Source organism: Methylobacterium soli (genome assembly GCF_008806385.1).
GTDB classification, from domain to species: Bacteria; Pseudomonadota; Alphaproteobacteria; order Rhizobiales; family Beijerinckiaceae; genus Methylobacterium; species Methylobacterium soli.
Genome location: NZ_VZZK01000024.1, coordinates 1 through 16,857 on the forward strand (window position 1 = coordinate 1; position 16,857 = coordinate 16,857).

General features: G+C 72.6%; 20 protein-coding genes. 13 read left to right on the plus strand and 7 right to left on the minus strand.

Annotation, left to right across the window (positions count from 1 at the left end; genetic code table 11):
* Positions 1-469 precede the first annotated feature (469 nt).
* The 7 genes from F6X53_RS20260 (at position 470) to F6X53_RS20290 (ending at position 6,211) form a co-directional block, all read left to right on the plus strand.
* A complete protein-coding gene (locus F6X53_RS20260; protein ID WP_151002155.1) occupies positions 470-988 on the plus strand; it encodes a gluconokinase in 519 nt (172 codons plus the stop codon).
* Positions 988-1,824, plus strand: coding sequence for a Cof-type HAD-IIB family hydrolase (locus F6X53_RS20265; RefSeq protein WP_151002001.1), 837 nt, complete (start codon positions 988-990; stop codon positions 1,822-1,824). Before F6X53_RS20260 ends, F6X53_RS20265 begins: the two co-directional genes overlap by 1 nt.
* 186 nt (positions 1,825-2,010) lie before the next feature.
* Positions 2,011-3,054: a transglycosylase SLT domain-containing protein gene (locus F6X53_RS20270; protein WP_151002002.1), complete on the plus strand. Its 1,044-nt coding sequence runs from the start codon at positions 2,011-2,013 to the stop codon at positions 3,052-3,054.
* 362 nt (positions 3,055-3,416) lie between these two features.
* Positions 3,417-4,307, plus strand: coding sequence for a helix-turn-helix transcriptional regulator (locus F6X53_RS20275; RefSeq protein ID WP_151002157.1), 891 nt, complete (start codon positions 3,417-3,419; stop codon positions 4,305-4,307).
* 222 nt (positions 4,308-4,529) lie between these two features.
* The gene (cysE, locus tag F6X53_RS20280; RefSeq protein WP_151002003.1) at positions 4,530-5,402 is read left to right on the plus strand and encodes a serine O-acetyltransferase; all 873 of its coding nucleotides are present in this window, start codon (positions 4,530-4,532) and stop codon (positions 5,400-5,402) included.
* Positions 5,403-5,545: 143 nt separating this feature from the next.
* Positions 5,546-5,758: a DUF3126 family protein gene (locus F6X53_RS20285; RefSeq protein WP_151002004.1), complete on the plus strand. Its 213-nt coding sequence runs from the start codon at positions 5,546-5,548 to the stop codon at positions 5,756-5,758.
* Between the two features lie 123 nt (positions 5,759-5,881).
* Entirely contained in the window at positions 5,882-6,211 is a 330-nt protein-coding gene (locus tag F6X53_RS20290; RefSeq protein WP_151002005.1) for a DUF6949 family protein, read from the plus strand.
* 38 nt (positions 6,212-6,249) lie between these two features.
* Here F6X53_RS20290 and F6X53_RS20295 read toward each other — a convergent pair whose 3' ends face one another.
* Positions 6,250-6,942: a transglutaminase-like cysteine peptidase gene (locus F6X53_RS20295; RefSeq protein WP_151002006.1), complete on the minus strand. Its 693-nt coding sequence runs from the start codon at positions 6,940-6,942 to the stop codon at positions 6,250-6,252.
* A 299-nt stretch (positions 6,943-7,241) separates the two neighbouring features.
* Here F6X53_RS20295 and F6X53_RS20300 point away from each other — a divergent pair, with 299 nt between their 5' ends.
* Positions 7,242-7,649 (plus strand): hypothetical protein, encoded by a 408-nt coding sequence (locus F6X53_RS20300; RefSeq protein ID WP_238296228.1) that lies wholly within the window; start codon positions 7,242-7,244, stop codon positions 7,647-7,649.
* A gap of 8 nt (positions 7,650-7,657) precedes the next feature.
* Here the strand turns inward: F6X53_RS20300 and F6X53_RS20305 are convergent, their stop codons facing one another.
* From F6X53_RS20305 to F6X53_RS20315, 3 genes are all read right to left on the minus strand, one after another.
* Positions 7,658-8,284, minus strand: coding sequence for a transglutaminase-like cysteine peptidase (locus tag F6X53_RS20305; protein WP_151002007.1), 627 nt, complete (start codon positions 8,282-8,284; stop codon positions 7,658-7,660).
* 312 nt (positions 8,285-8,596) lie between these two features.
* Complete coding sequence (locus F6X53_RS20310) at positions 8,597-9,223, minus strand: PilZ domain-containing protein (protein ID WP_151002008.1); 627 nt, start codon at positions 9,221-9,223, stop codon at positions 8,597-8,599.
* Positions 9,224-9,340: 117 nt separating this feature from the next.
* A complete protein-coding gene (locus tag F6X53_RS20315; protein WP_151002009.1) occupies positions 9,341-9,970 on the minus strand; it encodes a PAS domain-containing protein in 630 nt (209 codons plus the stop codon).
* A gap of 491 nt (positions 9,971-10,461) precedes the next feature.
* Here F6X53_RS20315 and F6X53_RS20320 point away from each other — a divergent pair, with 491 nt between their 5' ends.
* Together F6X53_RS20320 and F6X53_RS20325 are read left to right on the plus strand one after the other, a co-directional pair.
* The gene (locus F6X53_RS20320; RefSeq protein WP_151002010.1) at positions 10,462-11,325 is read left to right on the plus strand and encodes a rhomboid family intramembrane serine protease; all 864 of its coding nucleotides are present in this window, start codon (positions 10,462-10,464) and stop codon (positions 11,323-11,325) included.
* Between the two features lie 196 nt (positions 11,326-11,521).
* The gene (locus tag F6X53_RS20325) at positions 11,522-11,953 is read left to right on the plus strand and encodes a CBS domain-containing protein (RefSeq protein WP_151002011.1); all 432 of its coding nucleotides are present in this window, start codon (positions 11,522-11,524) and stop codon (positions 11,951-11,953) included.
* A gap of 43 nt (positions 11,954-11,996) precedes the next feature.
* Here F6X53_RS20325 and F6X53_RS20330 read toward each other — a convergent pair whose 3' ends face one another.
* The 3 genes from F6X53_RS20330 to folE are packed head-to-tail and all read right to left on the minus strand — an operon-like array spanning position 11,997 to position 14,130.
* Positions 11,997-13,082, minus strand: coding sequence for a patatin-like phospholipase family protein (locus F6X53_RS20330; RefSeq protein ID WP_151002012.1), 1,086 nt, complete (start codon positions 13,080-13,082; stop codon positions 11,997-11,999).
* On the minus strand, positions 13,079-13,528 hold the full coding sequence (gene hisI / locus F6X53_RS20335; protein WP_151002013.1) for a phosphoribosyl-AMP cyclohydrolase: 450 nt from the start codon (positions 13,526-13,528) through the stop codon (positions 13,079-13,081). The genes F6X53_RS20330 and hisI overlap by 4 nt, the downstream gene beginning before the upstream one ends.
* A gap of 26 nt (positions 13,529-13,554) precedes the next feature.
* Positions 13,555-14,130, minus strand: a complete 576-nt coding sequence (gene folE / locus F6X53_RS20340) for a GTP cyclohydrolase I FolE (RefSeq protein ID WP_483403762.1) — start codon at positions 14,128-14,130, stop codon at positions 13,555-13,557.
* Between the two features lie 528 nt (positions 14,131-14,658).
* Between folE and F6X53_RS20345 the strand changes: the two genes are divergently transcribed.
* The 3 genes from F6X53_RS20345 (at position 14,659) to F6X53_RS20355 (ending at position 16,700) form a co-directional block, all read left to right on the plus strand.
* A complete protein-coding gene (locus F6X53_RS20345) occupies positions 14,659-15,120 on the plus strand; it encodes an iron-sulfur cluster assembly scaffold protein (protein ID WP_151002015.1) in 462 nt (153 codons plus the stop codon).
* 4 nt (positions 15,121-15,124) lie between these two features.
* Positions 15,125-15,445: a membrane protein insertion efficiency factor YidD gene (yidD, locus tag F6X53_RS20350; protein WP_151002016.1), complete on the plus strand. Its 321-nt coding sequence runs from the start codon at positions 15,125-15,127 to the stop codon at positions 15,443-15,445.
* 238 nt (positions 15,446-15,683) lie between these two features.
* Positions 15,684-16,700 (plus strand): SLAC1 anion channel family protein, encoded by a 1,017-nt coding sequence (locus tag F6X53_RS20355; RefSeq protein ID WP_151002017.1) that lies wholly within the window; start codon positions 15,684-15,686, stop codon positions 16,698-16,700.
* The last annotated feature ends 157 nt before the right edge of the window (positions 16,701-16,857 follow it).

Consider the following 16,857-nt stretch of genomic DNA (forward strand, 5'->3'; position numbering starts at 1 on the left):
GAACACGCCGTCCTTGGTGGCGACATCCGCTCCCTCCGCCACGGCGCTCGCCGTCGGGCCCGATGCGGGGAGCACCGAGCAGCCCGACACCGCGAGCGCGGTGCAGAGGAGAAGGGGGAGAGCGCGCATCCAGGGTCGCCTGTCGGTTTCTCTAGCCTGCTGCCTAGCCGAAAGGCACGTCACTGTCCGTGGCGAGGGTGTCACACTGCCGAGCCACCCGCCACGCGAGCGGGCCTGTCCCCGCTGCACACATGACCATCCCCCGTGCGCGCCGCGGCGCGGGCGCGTGGACGGTGCGGGCGCGTGAACGGTGCGGCGCCGGGCCCGCACCTTTGCTTCGGGCGCCGCTCCCCTAAGACCATCAGGACGCCCCGGCACGCCGGCCCCCAGCCTCCCGCGACCACCCCCGAACCCCGGATCCGCCTTGCCCCTGCCGAACCCGGACATTCCGCCTCAAATCCTCGTGGTGATGGGGGTGTCCGGCTCCGGCAAGAGCACGGTCGCGGCGCTGGTGGCCGAGCGGCTCGGCTGGATCTTCGTCGACGGGGACAGCTTCCACACCCCGGAACACATCGCCCAGATGCATGCGGGCCGCGCCCTCGACGACCAGGACCGGGCGCCCTGGCTCGCCCGCATCGCGACCTGGATCGGCCAGCGCCTCGCGGCGGGCGAGCCCGGCGTCGTGGTCTGCTCCGCCCTGCGGCGCGCCTATCGGGACGTGCTCACCGATGGGCGCCCGGAGGTCCGCATCGTCTATCTGGAGGGCAGCCGCGCCCTGATCGCCGGGCGCCTCGCCGCGCGCCACGGCCATTTCATGCCGCTGCGGCTCCTCGACAGCCAGTTCGCGATCCTCGAACCGCCCGGGCCGGAGGAGCGCGCCGTCGCGGTCGGGATCGAGGACCCGCCCGAGCAGGTTGCCGAGACGGTGATCGCGCGGCTCGGCCTCGGCGGGACGCGGGACGGCACGGCGAGCGGGAGGGCAGGGTGATGCGGCGGACGGACCAGGATGGCGGCGAGGGGGAGCGACCCGACATCGCCCTCGTGATCTCGGATGTCGACGGCACCCTCGTCACCACCGACAAGGCGGTGACGCCGGCGGCCGCGGCGGCGATCCGGCGCCTCGACGAGGCCGGGATCGCCTTCACGGTGGCGTCGAGCCGGCCGCCGATCGGCCTTGCGGGCCTCGTGGACAGGCTCGGCCTGCGCCTGCCGATGGGCGCCTTCAACGGGGCCACGGTGGTAGGGCCCGATCTCGCGACCCTGAGCGAGACCTTGATTCCCGAGGCGACGGCGCGCGAGGCGGCCGCCCGCCTCCAGGCCGCGGGGCTCGACCTCTGGGTGTTCGCGCGGGGCCGATGGTGGCTGCGCGACGGGCAGGCGCCCTACACGGATGTGGAGCGGCGCACGCTCCAGGCGGAGCCCGCCCTCACGGCCGATTTCGGCCCGCTCCTCGGCTCCGCCTCGAAACTCGTCGGCGTCAGCCCGGATTTCGCGCATCTCGCCGCCTGCGAGGCCAGGCTCGCGCAGGCCCTCGGGCCCCGCGCGGCGGTCCACCGCTCCCAGGCCTATTATCTCGACGTGACGCCGCCCGGCCTCGACAAGGGCAGCTTCGTCACCTGGATGAGCCGCCATCTCGACATCCCGGAGCACCGGATCGCCACCTTCGGGGATGCCGGCAACGACGTCGCCATGTTCGCCCGCGGCGGGCTGGGGGTGGCGATGGGCAATGCCGATTCCGCCGTCCAGGCGAAGGCCAGCCGCGTGACGGCGAGCAACGATGCCGACGGGTTCGCCGAAGGAGTCGCGCGCTTCATCCTGCCGTGAGGTCCGGCGCGCCTCGCCAACTCGGTGAGGTCGCGCCCGGCTGCCGCAACGCGGGAGGTGCTGTGGCGCACATGGCACAGGCGCCGCCGAATCCCGGAGCCGCCCACAAGCTTGGGCGCCACAGCCCCTTTCCGGCCTCAATTCGCCTCGACCTAGGCAGTCCAGAAGAACAACCGGGTCTCGCGAATGAACCAGCGCCTCCTGCTCCTCGCCGCTGCCCTGGCGGCCGTGCCGGTTCCGGTGCTCGCGCAGGCGGCCCGCGACAACATCGACGCGCTGATCGAGGAGCAGGCCCGGGCGAACGGCGTCCCGGCGGCCTTCGTGCACCAGGTCGTCAAGCGCGAGAGCAACTACAATCCGAACGCGAAGGGCGGCAGCGCCCTCGGGCTGATGCAGATCAAGCACGCCACCGCGCGCGGGCTCGGCTACAAGGGCGAGGCGAGCGGCCTCTACGATCCGAAGACCAATCTGCGCTACGGAATCGCCTATCTGGCGGGCGCCTACCGCACCGCCAAGGGCGACCTCGCCCGGGCCTATCACTATTACAACCGCGGCTATTATTACGCCGCCAAGCGCCAGGGCATCACCACCGACGTGGCCGAGGCCGCAGCGCCCGCCGCCTCCTCGGCGAGCAGCTTCGCCAGCGTCTTCGCCCTGCGCCCGAGCCAGGATCCGAACCTCGCCGCGGCCAGCACCGCGCTCGCCTACGCCCCCACCGCCGCCCCGACCGAGGTGGTCGAGGTGCCGCTGCCGCCGCGCCGCCCCGCCGCCTTCGCGGGCCAGACCCAGGTCGCGGCCCTCGCGCCCGCCCTCGCCGGCGTCTCCCTCACCTCCGAGACGGCCCCGCAGGCCGCGGCCGCGATCGCCGCGAGCGAGACCGTGGAGGTGCCCCTGCCGCCGCGCCGTCCCGCCGCCTTCGCGGCCCTCCAGGCGGCGACGCCGGCCCTCGTGCCGGCCCCCGCCCAGGCCGCGCCGGCCGCGACCGTCGACCTCGCCTCCGTGTCCTTGACGCCCGTGAGCCAGAATCCTGCGGCCCAGGGTGCTTCGGCTCAGGGTGCTTCGGCGCAAGGATCCGCGAGCCAGATCGTGGCCAGCGCCGACGCGGTGGCGGTGCCGCTGCCGCCGCGCCGCCCCTCGGCCGAGCGTCTCGCCGCGATCATCCGCCCCGCGGCCCCGAAGCCGGCCGCCGCGCCGGTGCTCGAAGCCTCGGCGCTGCCGCCCACGCGCTGAGCAGCGGCGCCCGGGAATCCCGGGCGCGTCCGGACCCGGCGCGGACATCCGATCCGCGTCCCGTGCAGGTCTGGGCATCGTACCCGTCTTGAAGGGCACGGCTTGCGCTAACACATGCAACGACGGCATACGCCTTGCGTTCAATCACGCAGAGCCTTGCGCGTGAACATTCGCATGTCATCGGATCGTCCGGATCCGGGAAATACAATTCCACACCGCAAGGCCCCGCAGGTTCTCATCCACAGGCGTTGGCATCATCCTGCCGCTTGATCGTCGCGTGGAGACGAACCCGCAAGCCTCTTGTATGAACACTCGCGCGGGGCCTCTGCCGCGAGCGAGAGATTGGGATGACGGGCGACGCCATGGCCGGCGCGGTGGAACAAGAAGCGACCTTCCTCACGGATCTCGGACGCCGGGTGCGCCATGCGCGCACGGTGCGGGGGCTCTCGCGCAAGCTCCTGTCCCAAACCTCCGGCTTGTCCGAGCGCTACATCGCGCAGCTCGAGGGCGGGCAGGGCAATGTCTCGATCATCCTGCTGCGCCGGGTCGCCAACGCCATGGGCGTGCGCCTCGACGACCTGATCGCCGGCAACGACGTCACGCCCGACTGGCAGGTGATGCGCGACCTCGTGGCCCAGGCGGCGCCCGAGCAGATCGCGGCCGCCAAGGCGCTCCTCGCCGGTGGCGCGCTGGGGGCCGGCAACGCGCCCAAGCCCCGCGTCGCGGTGGTGGGCCTGCGGGGCGCCGGCAAGTCGACCCTCGGGCGGATGGTGGCGGAGCGCCTCGGCTGGACCTTCGTGGAGCTCAACGCCGAGATCGAGCGCGAGAACGCGCTCTCGGTCAAGGAGATCTTCGCGATCTACGGCCAGGAGGGCTACCGGCGGCTGGAACAAGCGGCCCTGCGCCGCCTCACCGAGCATCCGGGCCCGCTGATCCTCGCCACCAGCGGCGGCATCGTGGCCGAGCCCCTGACCTACGACCTGCTGCTGCAGGCCTTCTTCACGGTCTGGCTCAAGGCGCGGCCGGAGGAGCACATGCAGCGGGTGCGCAACCAGGACAACCTCGTGCGCACCGGCGACCACGCCACCGCCATGCAGGAATTGCGGGCCGTGCTGGCGAGCCGCGAGCCCCTCTACGCCCGCGCCTCGGCGGTGGTGGACACCTCCGACGTGCCCGTCGAGACCATGGTGGACCGCCTCGCCGCCGTGATCGAATCGCGGTTCGGCGCGCTCGCCGAGCGCCGCAGCGCCTGACGGACCGCCCGCGCATCACGATCCGGCCGGGCTGTCACGGCGCGGCCGGCGGCCAGCAGGCGGGGGGCCTTGATCGGGCCCGGGCCGAACCCCACGGTTATTCGGATGGCGGCATGCCCGGCGGCAACCTCGCGCCCGGGCCCCCGGGCGGAGCAGATTTTGTCGTCGGCCGCTGCTTTTTCGCGCTAGAACACGTCCGACCCGGACCCCGAGGAGGAGCCTATGTCCGCCAGTCCGTTTCTCAGCCCCGTCCAGGGCCAGGACGCGAATGCGGATTCCCGCGTCGGCATCTTCGATCCGGTCTGGTCGCGCCTGCGCCAGGAGGGCGAGACGGTCCTGCGCGAGGAGCCGCAGCTCGCCTCCTTCATCGTCGCCACGATCCTGAACCACCCGACCCTCGAGCGCGCGGTGGCGCACCGGGTCGCGGCCCGGCTCGGGCATCCCTCCCTGCCGGCCGAGCTCGTGGCGCACGGCTTCCACGAGGCGCTGGAGGACGATCCCCGGATCGGCGACGCCTTCCGGGCCGACATCGTGGCGGTGATGGACCGCGACCCCGCGACCTCCCGGGCGATCGAGCCGGTGCTCTACTTCAAGGGCTTCCACGCCATCCAGGCGCATCGCCTCGCCCATTGGTTCTGGGCCCAGGGGCGGCGCGACCTCGCCCTCTACCTGCAGAGCCGCTCCTCCGAAGTCTTCCAGTGCGACATCCACCCCGCCGCCCGGATCGGACGCGGGATCTTCCTCGACCACGCCACCGGCCTCGTGGTCGGCTCCACCGCGGTGATCGAGGACGACGTCTCGATCCTGCACGCCGTCACCCTCGGGGGCACCGGCAAGCAGGGCAGCGACCGACACCCGAAGATCCGCCGCGGCGTGATGATCGGGGCCGGCGCCAAGATCCTCGGCAACATCGAGGTCGGGGCCTGCGCCCGGGTCGCGGCGGGCTCGGTGGTGCTGCGCCCGGTGCCGCCGAACACCACGGTCGTGGGCGTGCCGGCCCGCGTCGTCGGCACCGCCGGCTGCGCCGAGCCCGCCCGCGCCATGGACCAGCTCGTCAGCCTCGACCCGTTCATCCACATCGCCGAGGGGATCTGAGGCGCCACGGCCGCGCTTGCTCCCCTGCGAGCGACGTGGCAAGCCCTGCCGCGACAGGCGGGCGAGGGTCGTCCGGCCGGCACGCCGAGGCCGTGTCCGGCCCCGGCCCTTGTCCGTTTCAACAGCGCGAGAGGCGAGACAGCGTGAACAAGACCGATATCACGAAGGTGCAGGACTACCTTCGCCGCACCTTCGCGAATGCCAGCATCCGCATCGTCCCCCGCCCCAAGAAGGACGATTCGGCTGAGGTCTATATCGGCGAGGAGTTCCTCGGCGTCGTCTCGGTCGACGACGAGGACGGGGACCGCTCGTTCCAGTTCAACATGGCGATCCTCGACACCGACCTCGAGGATTGAGGCGGGCCCCGGGCCCGGATGCGCTGTGCACGGGGTTAACCCTAACCCCGGCCGGCGCTTAACGTTTCGTCAACCCTGGGGCAGAGTGCCTTCATCGTTCGTTAACGGTGGAGTGCGCGCGTCATGGCCCTCAGCCCCCAGGCCCTCGATTCGATCCAGACCCTGCTGGTCGGCCTCGCCCTCGCGGGGCTCCTGGCCAGCGCCTTCGAGCTCTTCACCGAGCGGCGGGCGAGCTTCAGCCTGCTGGAGGGCGGCGGCGTCGTGGCGGTGGCGGCCCTGCCGGTGCTGGCCTTCTCGGCCCCCTTCATCATCCTGCGCAACACCGTGCGGGGCCGGCGCATCGAGGGCCGCCCGATCCCCTTCGTGATGCTGGCCACCATCATCGCCTGCGGCTGGGGCCTGCTCTCGGGCCGCGTCGCCCTCGACCTCGCGGCGCTCCTCGTCGGCGCCTGACGGCGGCCGCCTCCCCGGAGGGACAGGGCAGGGCGCGCCTACCGGTTCGCCGTCGTCACCGGCGAGGTGCCGCCGTCGAGGGAGACCCAGCTCTTGCCGTCCTGGCCCTCGCGCTTGACGTAGGCGTAGCCGGTGTTGCGCCAGGACATGATCGTGTTGGTCTTGTTGTCGAGGATGAAGTCGCCCTTGTCGGTGCGCACCATCAGGACGGCGTGGCCCTCCCCGATATCGTCGATCACCACGGTCATCCGCAGGGCCCGCCGGGGCAGGCCGCGCTCCACCAGCATCCGCCGCTTGAGCAGCTGGTAATCCTCGCAATCGCCGAAGCCGTCATCGGGATAATCCCAGCGGTCGACCACGCCCCAATGGGCCTGGTCGGTGATCGGCTTGATCCGGGCGTTCACGCGCCGATTCACGCTCGTCAGCGTCCGCCACAGGGCGGCATTCAGGGGAATGAAGGCGGGCTCGGCGAGGTCGACCGTGCACTCGGCCGGCATCCGGGCGCAGAAATCGTTCCAGGCGGCGACGGGCCTGGCGGAGGGGCCGGTCTCGACGGAAGTGCCGTCCTCCGGCAGGGTCGGGCCCGTGCGCGCCTGGGTGGCCGCTCCCCCGAGCATCAGGATGGTGCCGACGAGCCCGAAGGCCGCCGCGCGGCCGACCCGCCTGGCGAAGGTCCGGGCGAGGGTGCCCGCGTCGTCCCCGCGCGCCACCTGGAGAACCGCGTGCCGCATGCCCGACGCTCCGCCGATCGATGATCAGGCGGCAAAGCTCGCACGACCCGGGGCGGCGCTCAATCGAAAATTAAACAGGAGTTAACGCGGGCAGGCAGGCTTGGTTCCAAATCAGGACGGTGATGCAAGCCCGCATCGCATCCGGGGCGCCGCCAGGGACATGGCTGCCCGGCAGAGCCGGTTTCTTGATTCTGCCCAGATTGCGCCGTTGAGTGAACCTGCTACCGAACGATACACGATTGGTGCCAGAGCCGGGACCGGTTCGGCGTTCGTGCGGTCAGGAGCAGTGAGCGAGGCCCATGATGTGGGACGCCAGGCGGGACGCGGATCGGCAATCGAGCGAGGACGGGGTCCCGGACGGCTCCCTGTCGGACGGCGTCCTGTCCGAAGCGCCCGCATCCGCCTCCGCCCGGCCGGCGGCCGCGGCGCCGGGCCTCCTGCGCCTGATCCGCGCCCTCGCGGAGGATGACAGGGTCGGCGCGATCGGGCTCGCCGAACACGCGGTGGAGCGCCACGTCACGGCATTCTCCAAGGCGGATCAGGCCATCGCCCTCGACGTCCTGCTCCGGGACCTCGCCTGCCTGCAGGGCTTCGCCCCCCATCTCAAGGGCTTCATCAGCCGGGTCGAGGGCCATATCGACCGCCTGCACCGGGGCCTGGCCCGCGGGCGCCGGGAGCATCGCGAGAGCCGGGCCGCGACGCCTTAGGCCTCCGATCAGCGGTTGGCGGTGGTGACCGGGGAGGTGACGCCCCCGAGGGAGACCCAGGCCCCATTGTCCTGGCTCTCGCGCTTGATGAAGGTGTAGCCGGTCTGGTGCCAGGGCAGGACCGCGCTGGTCTTGTTGTCGAGGACGAAATCGCCCCGGTCGGTGATCAGGGTGAGGACGGCATGGCCCTCGCCCTTCTCGTCGATCACCACGGTCATCCGCATGGCGCGGCGCGGCAGGCCGGCCTCGGCCAGGATGTGCCGCTTCAGGAGCTGGAAATCCTCGCAATCGCCGATGCCGTCCTCGGCGAGGTCCCAGCGGTCGGCGACGTGGTGATGCTCCATGTCGGTCATGGCGCGCACCGAGCGGTTCACCCGCCGGTTGATGGTCACGATGGTGTTCCAGTTGGCCGCCGTCAGGGCGATCCGGGCGGGCTCGTTGCGGTCGAGGGCGCATTCGGCGGCGTAGGCCTGGCAGAACGCCACCCAGGCGATGATCGGCCGGGCCTCGCCCACCGGCATTGCGGCGGCGGTCGGGGCGGGCAGGGCCGCCAGGGTCTGGGCCCGCGCCGCGCCGGCTCCGAGAAGGAGCGCCAGGGCGAGCAGGCCGAGAGCGATTGAGTTCCGTTGGCGCATCGAGACCATCCCCGTCCACGAGGGTCACGATGCCGGCGGCCGCCCTGTGCGGCGCTGAAGCGGATGCGCGCAATTTTATCGATTCCCGACCCCGATCGGGCGCGCCTCGCAACAGGCCGAACCGGGGCCTGCGCCGATGCTAAGGGTTTTTGCGGGTGGATTCAGGAAGCGGAAAGCATGGGGCCGGGCGCTCCGGGGCGTGCTGCGGCCCCGCGAAGGGCGCCGGGCGCGCGGTCGCATCCCGGGATGCGGTGACGGATGCGAGCAGGCGATGCGCCGAGAGGCGCGGATCCGGCGGACGGTTGAGTCCGCTCAGAGCGTCATGCCGTCGTGGAACCGGTCCGCCGAGATCGGCAGCAGGAACTGCACGCCGAAGCCGCCCTCGAAGTAGCGCACGATCCGGCTCGGCGTCCGGCCGACGGCCACGACGGCGCCCAGCGGCGGCTGGCTGGTGCAGGCGATGGCGGCGCCCGACATCGAGACGTCGATGATCCGCCCGGGCAGCTCGCGCCCGCTCTCCAGGCGCAGCACGACGCCGGGCTGGATCGGGGTGAGGCGCTCGTGCGAGCGGCCCTCGGGCAGGCCGAGGGTCTCGCGGTTGGCGAGCCAGGTGAGCTGGGAGGCGATCTTGTCGCGCTTGCGCGAGGTCGCGGTGAGCTGGACCGCGAACCCGCCGGCGGTGTGGCGGGCGATCACCCCCTCGATCCGGCCGATATGCTCGAGATAGAGCACGACCCGCTCGCCGATCTCGCCCAGAGCCGCGCAGGTGAGGCGCACGCCGCCCGGCGACATGTCGAGGGTCTGGCAGGGGAATTCGCGCCGGTCCGCGAGCATGTAACGCCCCAGGATCGCCACCGGCACGCGCTGATGGCGGCGCTGGTCGGTGATCCGCGGGATGCGGAGCGTGCTGGTTGCGGCGCGAGCGGCGGCCTCGATCATCCCCGACCGTTTCCCTGTGTCTGTCGGGGCTTTTGTAGTTGAGGCGTGGTTACGAAAGCCTTTGCCTCAACGTCGCCGGGCACCGATACCATGTGGAAGCCGCATCCCGGCCCCCCGTCACAGGCGCCCGCCGCGATGCACCAACAGATGGCCGCGCCGCAGCGGCAGGCTGTCATTGGCCGGCGCCGGCAGGTCGCGCAGGATCGCCTCGGCCCCGTCCGGGGCCCGGGCGAAGGCCGGCGAGACTGCGGCCTCCTGCCCGGCCAGGACCCGGAGCGAGGTGGTCGCCAATCCCTCGATGGGGCGCAGGCCGAGCCAGTGCGGCACGACGGTGGGGCTCAGCGCCCCGAGGATCCGGGCCTGGGTCAGGCCGCGATGGCGCAGGGGCAGCAGGATGAGCTCGAGGTCGACGCGCTCGTCCTGCGCCGTCCGGCCCTGCAGGCCCGCCACCACCCCGACCGTGTCGCTCGCCACGATCTCGATCAGCCGCCACGGGTCGGCGGCGGCCGCGCCCCAGAGGCCGGCCATCGACTCGCCCTTGAGCTCGCGCCCGAACAGGGCGCAGACCCGGGTCCCCGCGAGGCGCAGATGCGCGGCGCGCCCGGGCATGTCGAGTTCGAGGATCAGGCTGTCGGCGAGCAGGTTGCGGATCGCGCCCGGCTCGATCTCCGCCCGCTCAGGCGCGGCGCGCTCGCCCCGCAACTGGTCCCAGTAGGCGTGGAGCAGGCGACTCGTCGGATGCTTCATGATGTCCTGGACCGATTCAGGTCAAAGAGCGGGAAGGAATGCGTTACGAACAAGCTTCCCCCAGCGGGCGCGGCGATGCGGGCGCGGCGATTCGTGCGCTCTGCAGGCAACTTTAGGGTCCGGAGGGCGCCGAGGCTCGCGCAAGCTTTCATTAAGGTTAAGAACCTGTTGATATTGCCCCCGGCCTGAGCGTAAGCGAGGGTGATCACGTCTTAGCGACTCGTCCCGGTCCATCGGGCGCTCGCAACGCGGACGTCGGGACGGGCTCAAGGCCCGCGCCGCCCACTGGTCCGGGCGGCGTTCCGGCCGGTCGATCCGGCGGGAAGTCCCGCGCTTGGGGGAGGGCCGCCGGATCGGCCGGCCCTCCCTCCTTTTCGCCGCCGCCTCGCGGGGTTTCGCCGCGCGGACGCGACGCCGTTTCACAGGGTCGCGGCGTCTTTCCCGGCGCGAGGGGCTTGCCGCCCGCGGCCGCCCCCCGACATGGTGGCGCGATGGATGCCTCGCCCGACTTTCCCCGCCAGAGCCGCGTGCCCGTGTTCAACATGCCGGGGGTGGTCACGGCCTCGATCGGCCTGCTCCTGGCGATCCACGCCCTGCGCGAATTCGTGCTGCCCGACGTCTGGGACACCCGCCTCATCATCGATCTCGCCCTGCTGCCGGCACGCTGGACGGTGGCGATCGACCCGGCGCAGGCCGACGCGCTCCTGAAGGCCGCGAGCGCCGGCGATCCCGACACCGCCACGGCGCGCGAGATCTTCGCCCGCTACGTGGTCTCCGAGCCCGGCGCCATGCCCTGGACCTTCGCCACCTACGCGCTGCTCCACGGCTCCTGGCTGCACGTGATCTTCAACAGCGTCTGGCTCGCCGCCTTCGGCTCGCCGGTGGCCCGCCGGTGCGGGGCCTGGCGCTACGGCCTGCTGGCACTCGTCGGCACGGTGGCGGGGGCGGCGCTCCACGTCGTCCTCGATCCCTTGAGCCTCGCGCCCCTCGTGGGAGCCTCGGCGGGGGTCTCGGCCCTGATGGCGGCGGCCGCCCGCTTCGTGTTCCAGCCCCCGCCGCCGGGCCTGAGCATCCAGAGCTGGCAGGTGCCGCCGCGCCAGCCCCTGGAGAGCATCCCGGAATTGCTGCGCAACCGCACCGCCGTGATGTTCCTCGGGATCTGGCTCGTCACCAACCTGCTGTTCGGCGTCGTCACCCTGCCGCTCGGGGCCGAGAGCGCCGCGGTCGCCTGGGACGCGCATCTCGGCGGCTTCGTGGCGGGCTTCCTGCTGTTCCCCCTCGTGGACGGGCGCGGTCAAGGTGGACGTGGCAAAGACGGGCGCGGCATGAACGGGCGCGGCAGGCCGGTGCGCTGAGGCGCGGGACGGCCCTGGCGGCCTTTCCGGGGGGATTTCGCGGCCGAGCCCGGTTCCGGGCCAAGCCGCGCTTGCTATCCGGCCGCCGCGATCACAAACTTGCGACCTTCTGGGGACGAGCCGGGATCAACCGGGCCGTCATCCCATCGCGCGCCGCGGGCTGACGGCGCATCGCCACGTCCAGGGAGGGACATTCATGACCGTCGCACGCATTCTCGCCGAGAAGGGACGCACCGTCGTCACCGTGCAGCCCGACCGCAGCCTCGCCGACGCGATCCACCTGCTGGCCGAGAAGGGCATCGGTGCCCTCGTGGTCACCGACGCGGCCCAGTCCGTGCTCGGGATCCTGTCGGAGCGCGACATCATGCGCGCGCTGGCGAGCCTGGGGGCCGGCGCCATGGACGCCCCGATCGCGAGCCACATGACCGCCAACGTCACGACCTGCCGGCGCGACACCACCATCGAGGAGGTGATGCACCTGATGACCGAGGGGCGCTTCCGCCACGTGCCGGTCTGCGAGGAGGGCAAGCTCGCGGGCCTCGTGTCGATCGGCGACGCGGTCAAGCGGCGCATCGCCACCGTCGAGGCCGAGCATCAGGCCATGCGCGACTACATCACGATGGCCTGAGCGCAGGGTTCCGGCCGGACGTTTCACGTCCGCGCCGGACGTTTCACGTCCGCGCGGAGGCACCCTCCAGCGCCGCGCGGATGCGGGGCAGGGCGGCGCGCGCGGCCTGGTGGCCCAGCGCGATCGCCTCGGCGGCCCGGTGGAACTCGAACTGGCCCATCGCGGCGAGCTTCGGATTGACGCTGACATCGGGCGGGTCGCGCTCCAGGCGCGCCCGCGAGATCCGGTCCTGCGTGATGTTGAAGGCGTCGAACATCACCCGGGCGATACCGGGCGCGCCGGGGGCCGCGGCGGCCTCCGGGCGCGGATGCCCGGCGAGCCGCCGGCCCGCGCCGCGCATCTGCCCGAGCAGGTCCCAGCGGCGGCGCGCCTCGACCGCCACCGCGCCGCCCACCGCGTCGGCCGGCGCGATCACGGTGTCGCCCCGCACGCGCGGATCGCAATTGAGGTTCACGCAGATGACGAGGTCAGCCCCGAGCGCCCGGGCGAGGCTGACCGGCACCGGGTTGACCAGGGTGCCGTCCATCAGGAGCCGGCCGTCGAGGTTGAGGGGCGGGAAGATGCCGGGCAGGGCGTAGGAGGCCCGCAGGGCCTCGACGAGGCTGCCCTTGGTGAGCCAGACCTCGTGGCCGGTGCCGAGCTCCGTCGCGACGCTCGCGAAGCGCACCGGCAGGCCCTCGATGCGCCGCCCCGCCAGGTCGGTCTCCAGGCGCCGGCGCAGATGGCCGCCGCCGATCAGCCCCGAGCCGGAGAGGCGCAGGTCGAGGAGGCCCATGACCCGGCGCTTCGTCAGCGACAGGGCGAATTCCGTCAGCACGTCGAGCTTGCCGGCGGCGTAGCAGCCGCCCACCACCGCGCCGATCGAGCAGCCGGCCACCACCTCGGGATGGATCCCGGCCTCCTCCAGGGCCTGGATCACCCCGATATGCGACCAGCCCCGGGCCGAGCCGCCGCCGAGCGCCAGCCCGATCCGCGGGCCCCGCGGCGGGGGCGCCCGCACGGGCTCGACGGCCCCCGGCTGCCCGAAGGCCTCGACGGGGGCGGAAGGGTGATGGGGGGCGGAAGGGCGATGGGGGGCTGAAGGGCGATCGAGGGCGGCCGTGGGAACGGGCGCGCCGCCGCGGTTCATGCCCCGGCGGCCCGCGGGTCGGGCTGGCGCTCGGCGGCCACCCGCAGCACGGCCCGGCCGCTCGCGGGGTCGAGGCTGACGCTGCGGTAGAAGCAATCGCGCCGCCCCGTATGGCAGCAGCCGCCGTCGCCCCCGACCGAGACCCGGATCAGCACCGCGTCCTGGTCGCAATCGACCCGCATCTCGATCACGCGCTGGATCTGCCCCGAGGTGGCGCCCTTGTGCCAGAGCTCGCCCCGCGAGCGCGACCAGTACCAGGCCTCCCCGGTCTCCAGGGTGCGGGCCAGGGATTCGGCGTTCATGTGGGCGAGCATCAGCACGCGCCCGTCCCCGGCGTCGACGGCGATGCAGGCGACGAGCCCGTCGCGGTCGAAGCGGGGCATGAAGGCCGCGCCTTCCTCGACCTCCGCGCGGGCGCCGGGCGCCGCGAAGGGCAGGGTGCTCATGGGCGATTCCTCTGCGCGGGCGCGGCTCAGCCCTTGTTGCGCACGAGGGTGAGGAAGCGGACCTGCTCGCTCGGATCGTCCCGGAACACGCCCTTGAACTGGGTGGTGATCGTCGAGACGCCAGCCTTCTGCACGCCGCGCATCGCCATGCAGAGATGCTCGGCCTCCACCATCACGGCGACGCCGCGGGGCTTGAGGATGCTCTCGATCACGTCGGCGATCTGGGCCGTCATGGTCTCCTGCGTCTGCAGCCGGCGCGCGAAGGTGTCGACCACCCGGGCGAGCTTGGAGAGGCCGACCACGCCCTTGGTCGGGTAATAGGCGATGTGGGCGAGGCCCATGAACGGCACCATGTGGTGCTCGCAATGGGAATAGAACGGGATGTCGCGCACCAGCACGACGTCGGAATAGCCCTCGACCTCCTCGAACACCCGCTCCAGCAGCGCGTCGGCATCCTGGCTGTAGCCGCCGAAGAGCTGGCCGTAGGCCTTCACCACCCGGGCCGGGGTGTCGATCAGGCCCTCGCGGTTCGGGTCGTCGCCGGCCCAGCGCAGGAGCGTGCGCACGGCGGCCTCGGCCTCCTCGCGGCTCGGGCGCCCCATCGCGATCGCGTCGGGCACGCGCTGGGCGGAGGCCGGCTGGGGCGCCACCTCGACCGGGCGCGCTTGCGGCGCCGAGACGGGCAAGGGGGACGAGACAGGCAAGGGGGCCGCGACCGGCGTCGGGGCCGGCGCATTGTCGTTGCGCATGCCGGTCAGGCCGCGCGCCGCGTCGGCGGTCGGGTAGGAGAGGGATTTGAGCGCGGCATCCATGGCATCTCCCGCCCGTGCCACACGGGCCGTCATCGTGGTGCTGTCAGGCTTTGCGTACATCGCGTCGGACCGTCTCGGCCTGGGACCATCATCGCAGGCCGGCGCCCTGGCAGAGAACGGGATCCGTGGCCGTGGGCGCGACCCTGGTCGACTTGCCGCCTCCTCGCGAAACGGCACGATGCCGCTTATATCGTCGTTCTCGCCCGATGACGCAATGCACCGGCTGCGCATCTGACCACCGAGGGGGCCGGCGGCCCACCGAGGGGTCGGGCGCAGGCCCGGGGCGCCCCTTCCGCGCGAGGCAGGATCCGAAGGCCCATGCTCGACGACATCTACAACCGCCGCATCCTCGAACTCGCCGCCGACATCCCGCGCCTCGGCCGCCTGGCGCGGCCGGATGCCAGCGCGACCGCCCATTCGAAGCTCTGCGGCTCGACCGTCACGGTGGATCTCGTCCTCGCCCCCGACGACACGGTGGCGGATTTCGCCCACGAGGTCCGGGCCTGCGCACTCGGCCAGGCTTCCTCCTCCCTGATGGCCCGCCACGTGGTCGGGGCCTCGGCGCAGGAGCTGCGGGCGCTGCGCGCCACCATGCGGGCGATGCTGAAGGAGGCGGGGCCGGCGCCGGCGGGCGCCTGGGCGGAGCTCGCGGTGCTGGAGCCCGTGCGCGGCTTCAAGGCGCGCCACGCCTCGACGCTCCTCACCTTCGACGCGGTGGTGGAGGCCCTCGACCGGATCGCGGCCGGCCGCCCTGCCGAGACGCCCGAGGCGGCCGAGTAGGGCGATGGTCCGGCGCGCCGCCCACGGCCTCATCCGCGCCTACCAGCTCACCCTGTCGAGCCTCGTCGGGCGCCAGTGCCGGCACTGGCCCTCCTGCTCGACCTACACGGACGAGGCGATCCAGCGCCACGGCCTCTGGGCGGGGGGCTGGATGGGCCTCGGCCGGATCTGCCGCTGCGGTCCCTTCGGCACCCACGGCATCGACCTCGTGCCCGAGGCCGCCCCGCCCGGCGCCGCCTGGCACCGCCCCTGGGCCTATGCCCGCTGGCGCGGCGTCAACGCGCCCCCATCCCCCTTCGCCTGCGAGGCGATGGACGAGGGCTGAGGCCGAGCGTCCTTCTGGACCTGCGCCGCAAGCTTTTCTGGGCCTGCGCCGCCGTCCTTTCGGGACCTGCGCCGCCATTCGTTCGAGACGTGCGCCAGCACGCCCGGCGCCCCTCGCCGCGGGCGGCGCGGGCGTCCAAGTAACGACACGCTCAAGTTATGGCTTGCCCGATTGTTGCAACCTTTGGACGATGCCGGCCGCGTTGGGGCGAAGAGTCCGTCCCGGAGGATGCGTGATCATGTCCACCTCTCTCGCGCCCGAGGCGGCCCCCGCCGCCGCGCGGAAGGGCCGCTTCAAGGCCCGCTTCGCCTACCTGCCCGTCGGCCTGTTCGGGGCCGTGATGGGCCTTGCCGGCCTCAGCGCCGCCTGGCGCCTCGCCGCCGCGCGCTACGGCGTCCCGGGCCTCGTCGCCGACCTGATCGGCTGGGGGGCGCTCGTGGCCTTCGCGGCGATGGCCGCCGCCTACGCCGTCAAGGCCGTGAGCGCGCCGGGCGCCGTGCGGGCCGAGTTCAGTCATCCGATCGCCGGCAACCTGTTCGGCACCCTGCTGATCAGCCTGCTGCTCCTGCCGCTCGTGCTCGTGCGCCTCAGCCCGGTCCTGGCCGAGGCGTTCTGGATCCTCGGCGCGGCCGGGATGGTGGTGTTCGCCTTCGTCATCGTCAGCCGCTGGATGGGCAGCCGCCAGCAGGTCGCCCACGCCACCCCGGCCTGGATCGTGCCGGTGGTCGGCCTCCTCGACGTGCCCCTGGCGGTGCCGGCCCTCGGCCTGCCCCACACCCACGGCATCACGGTGTTCGCGCTGGCGACCGGCCTGTTCTTCGCGCTGCCGCTCTTCACCCTGATCTTCGCGCGCCTGCTGTTCGAGGAGCCCCTGCCGGCACCCCTGCGGCCGACCCTCATGATCCTGGTGGCGCCGTTCGCGGTGGGCTTCTCGAGCTACGTCGCCGTCACGGGCCATGTCGACGCCTTCGCGGAGGGGCTGTTCCTCGTCTCGCTCTTCGTCCTCGCGGTGCTGGTCGGGCAATTGCGCGGCCTCGTGGCCGCCTGCCCGTTCCGGGTCTCGTGGTGGGCCGTCAGCTTCCCCCTCGCGGCGAGCGCCGGGGCGGCCCTGCGCTACGCGCCCTACGCGCAATCGGGCCTCGCCGACGCCCTGGCGATCGGCCTCCTGGCCTTCGCGACCCTGGTGATCGCCGGCCTCTCCGCCCGCACGCTCCTGGGCATCGCCCGCGGCGAGCTGCAGGCCTTGAGCAGCTGAGGCGGCCTCTCCGAAGAGGTCGCATCCCTCACCCCAACCCTCTCCCGGACGGGAGAGGGGGCCCGTCGCGCCAACAGCGTTCCATCCTGAAACGCAGTCCCCGCGTCGCTGCCGATCGCGCACCCCACCTCTCCCGTCCGGGAGAGGTCGAGTCGGC

Coding starts and splice junctions, on each gene's coding strand:
- folE (WP_483403762.1), bottom strand. CDS start 14,130: ATGGGGCGCCCGAGCCGCGAGGAGGCCGAGGCCGCCGTGCGCACGCTC.
- F6X53_RS20275 (WP_151002157.1), top strand. CDS start 3,417: ATGGCCGGCGCGGTGGAACAAGAAGCGACCTTCCTCACGGATCTCGGA.
- F6X53_RS20315 (WP_151002009.1), bottom strand. CDS start 9,970: ATGAAGCATCCGACGAGTCGCCTGCTCCACGCCTACTGGGACCAGTTG.
- F6X53_RS20305 (WP_151002007.1), bottom strand. CDS start 8,284: ATGCGCCAACGGAACTCAATCGCTCTCGGCCTGCTCGCCCTGGCGCTC.
- F6X53_RS20265 (WP_151002001.1), top strand. CDS start 988: ATGCGGCGGACGGACCAGGATGGCGGCGAGGGGGAGCGACCCGACATC.
- F6X53_RS20320 (WP_151002010.1), top strand. CDS start 10,462: ATGGATGCCTCGCCCGACTTTCCCCGCCAGAGCCGCGTGCCCGTGTTC.
- F6X53_RS20295 (WP_151002006.1), bottom strand. CDS start 6,942: ATGCGGCACGCGGTTCTCCAGGTGGCGCGCGGGGACGACGCGGGCACC.
- F6X53_RS20325 (WP_151002011.1), top strand. CDS start 11,522: ATGACCGTCGCACGCATTCTCGCCGAGAAGGGACGCACCGTCGTCACC.
- F6X53_RS20300 (WP_238296228.1), top strand. CDS start 7,242: ATGATGTGGGACGCCAGGCGGGACGCGGATCGGCAATCGAGCGAGGAC.
- F6X53_RS20345 (WP_151002015.1), top strand. CDS start 14,659: ATGCTCGACGACATCTACAACCGCCGCATCCTCGAACTCGCCGCCGAC.
- yidD (WP_151002016.1), top strand. CDS start 15,125: ATGGTCCGGCGCGCCGCCCACGGCCTCATCCGCGCCTACCAGCTCACC.
- F6X53_RS20355 (WP_151002017.1), top strand. CDS start 15,684: ATGTCCACCTCTCTCGCGCCCGAGGCGGCCCCCGCCGCCGCGCGGAAG.
- cysE (WP_151002003.1), top strand. CDS start 4,530: ATGTCCGCCAGTCCGTTTCTCAGCCCCGTCCAGGGCCAGGACGCGAAT.
- F6X53_RS20270 (WP_151002002.1), top strand. CDS start 2,011: ATGAACCAGCGCCTCCTGCTCCTCGCCGCTGCCCTGGCGGCCGTGCCG.
- hisI (WP_151002013.1), bottom strand. CDS start 13,528: ATGAGCACCCTGCCCTTCGCGGCGCCCGGCGCCCGCGCGGAGGTCGAG.
- F6X53_RS20260 (WP_151002155.1), top strand. CDS start 470: ATGGGGGTGTCCGGCTCCGGCAAGAGCACGGTCGCGGCGCTGGTGGCC.
- F6X53_RS20310 (WP_151002008.1), bottom strand. CDS start 9,223: ATGATCGAGGCCGCCGCTCGCGCCGCAACCAGCACGCTCCGCATCCCG.
- F6X53_RS20330 (WP_151002012.1), bottom strand. CDS start 13,082: ATGAACCGCGGCGGCGCGCCCGTTCCCACGGCCGCCCTCGATCGCCCT.
- F6X53_RS20290 (WP_151002005.1), top strand. CDS start 5,882: ATGGCCCTCAGCCCCCAGGCCCTCGATTCGATCCAGACCCTGCTGGTC.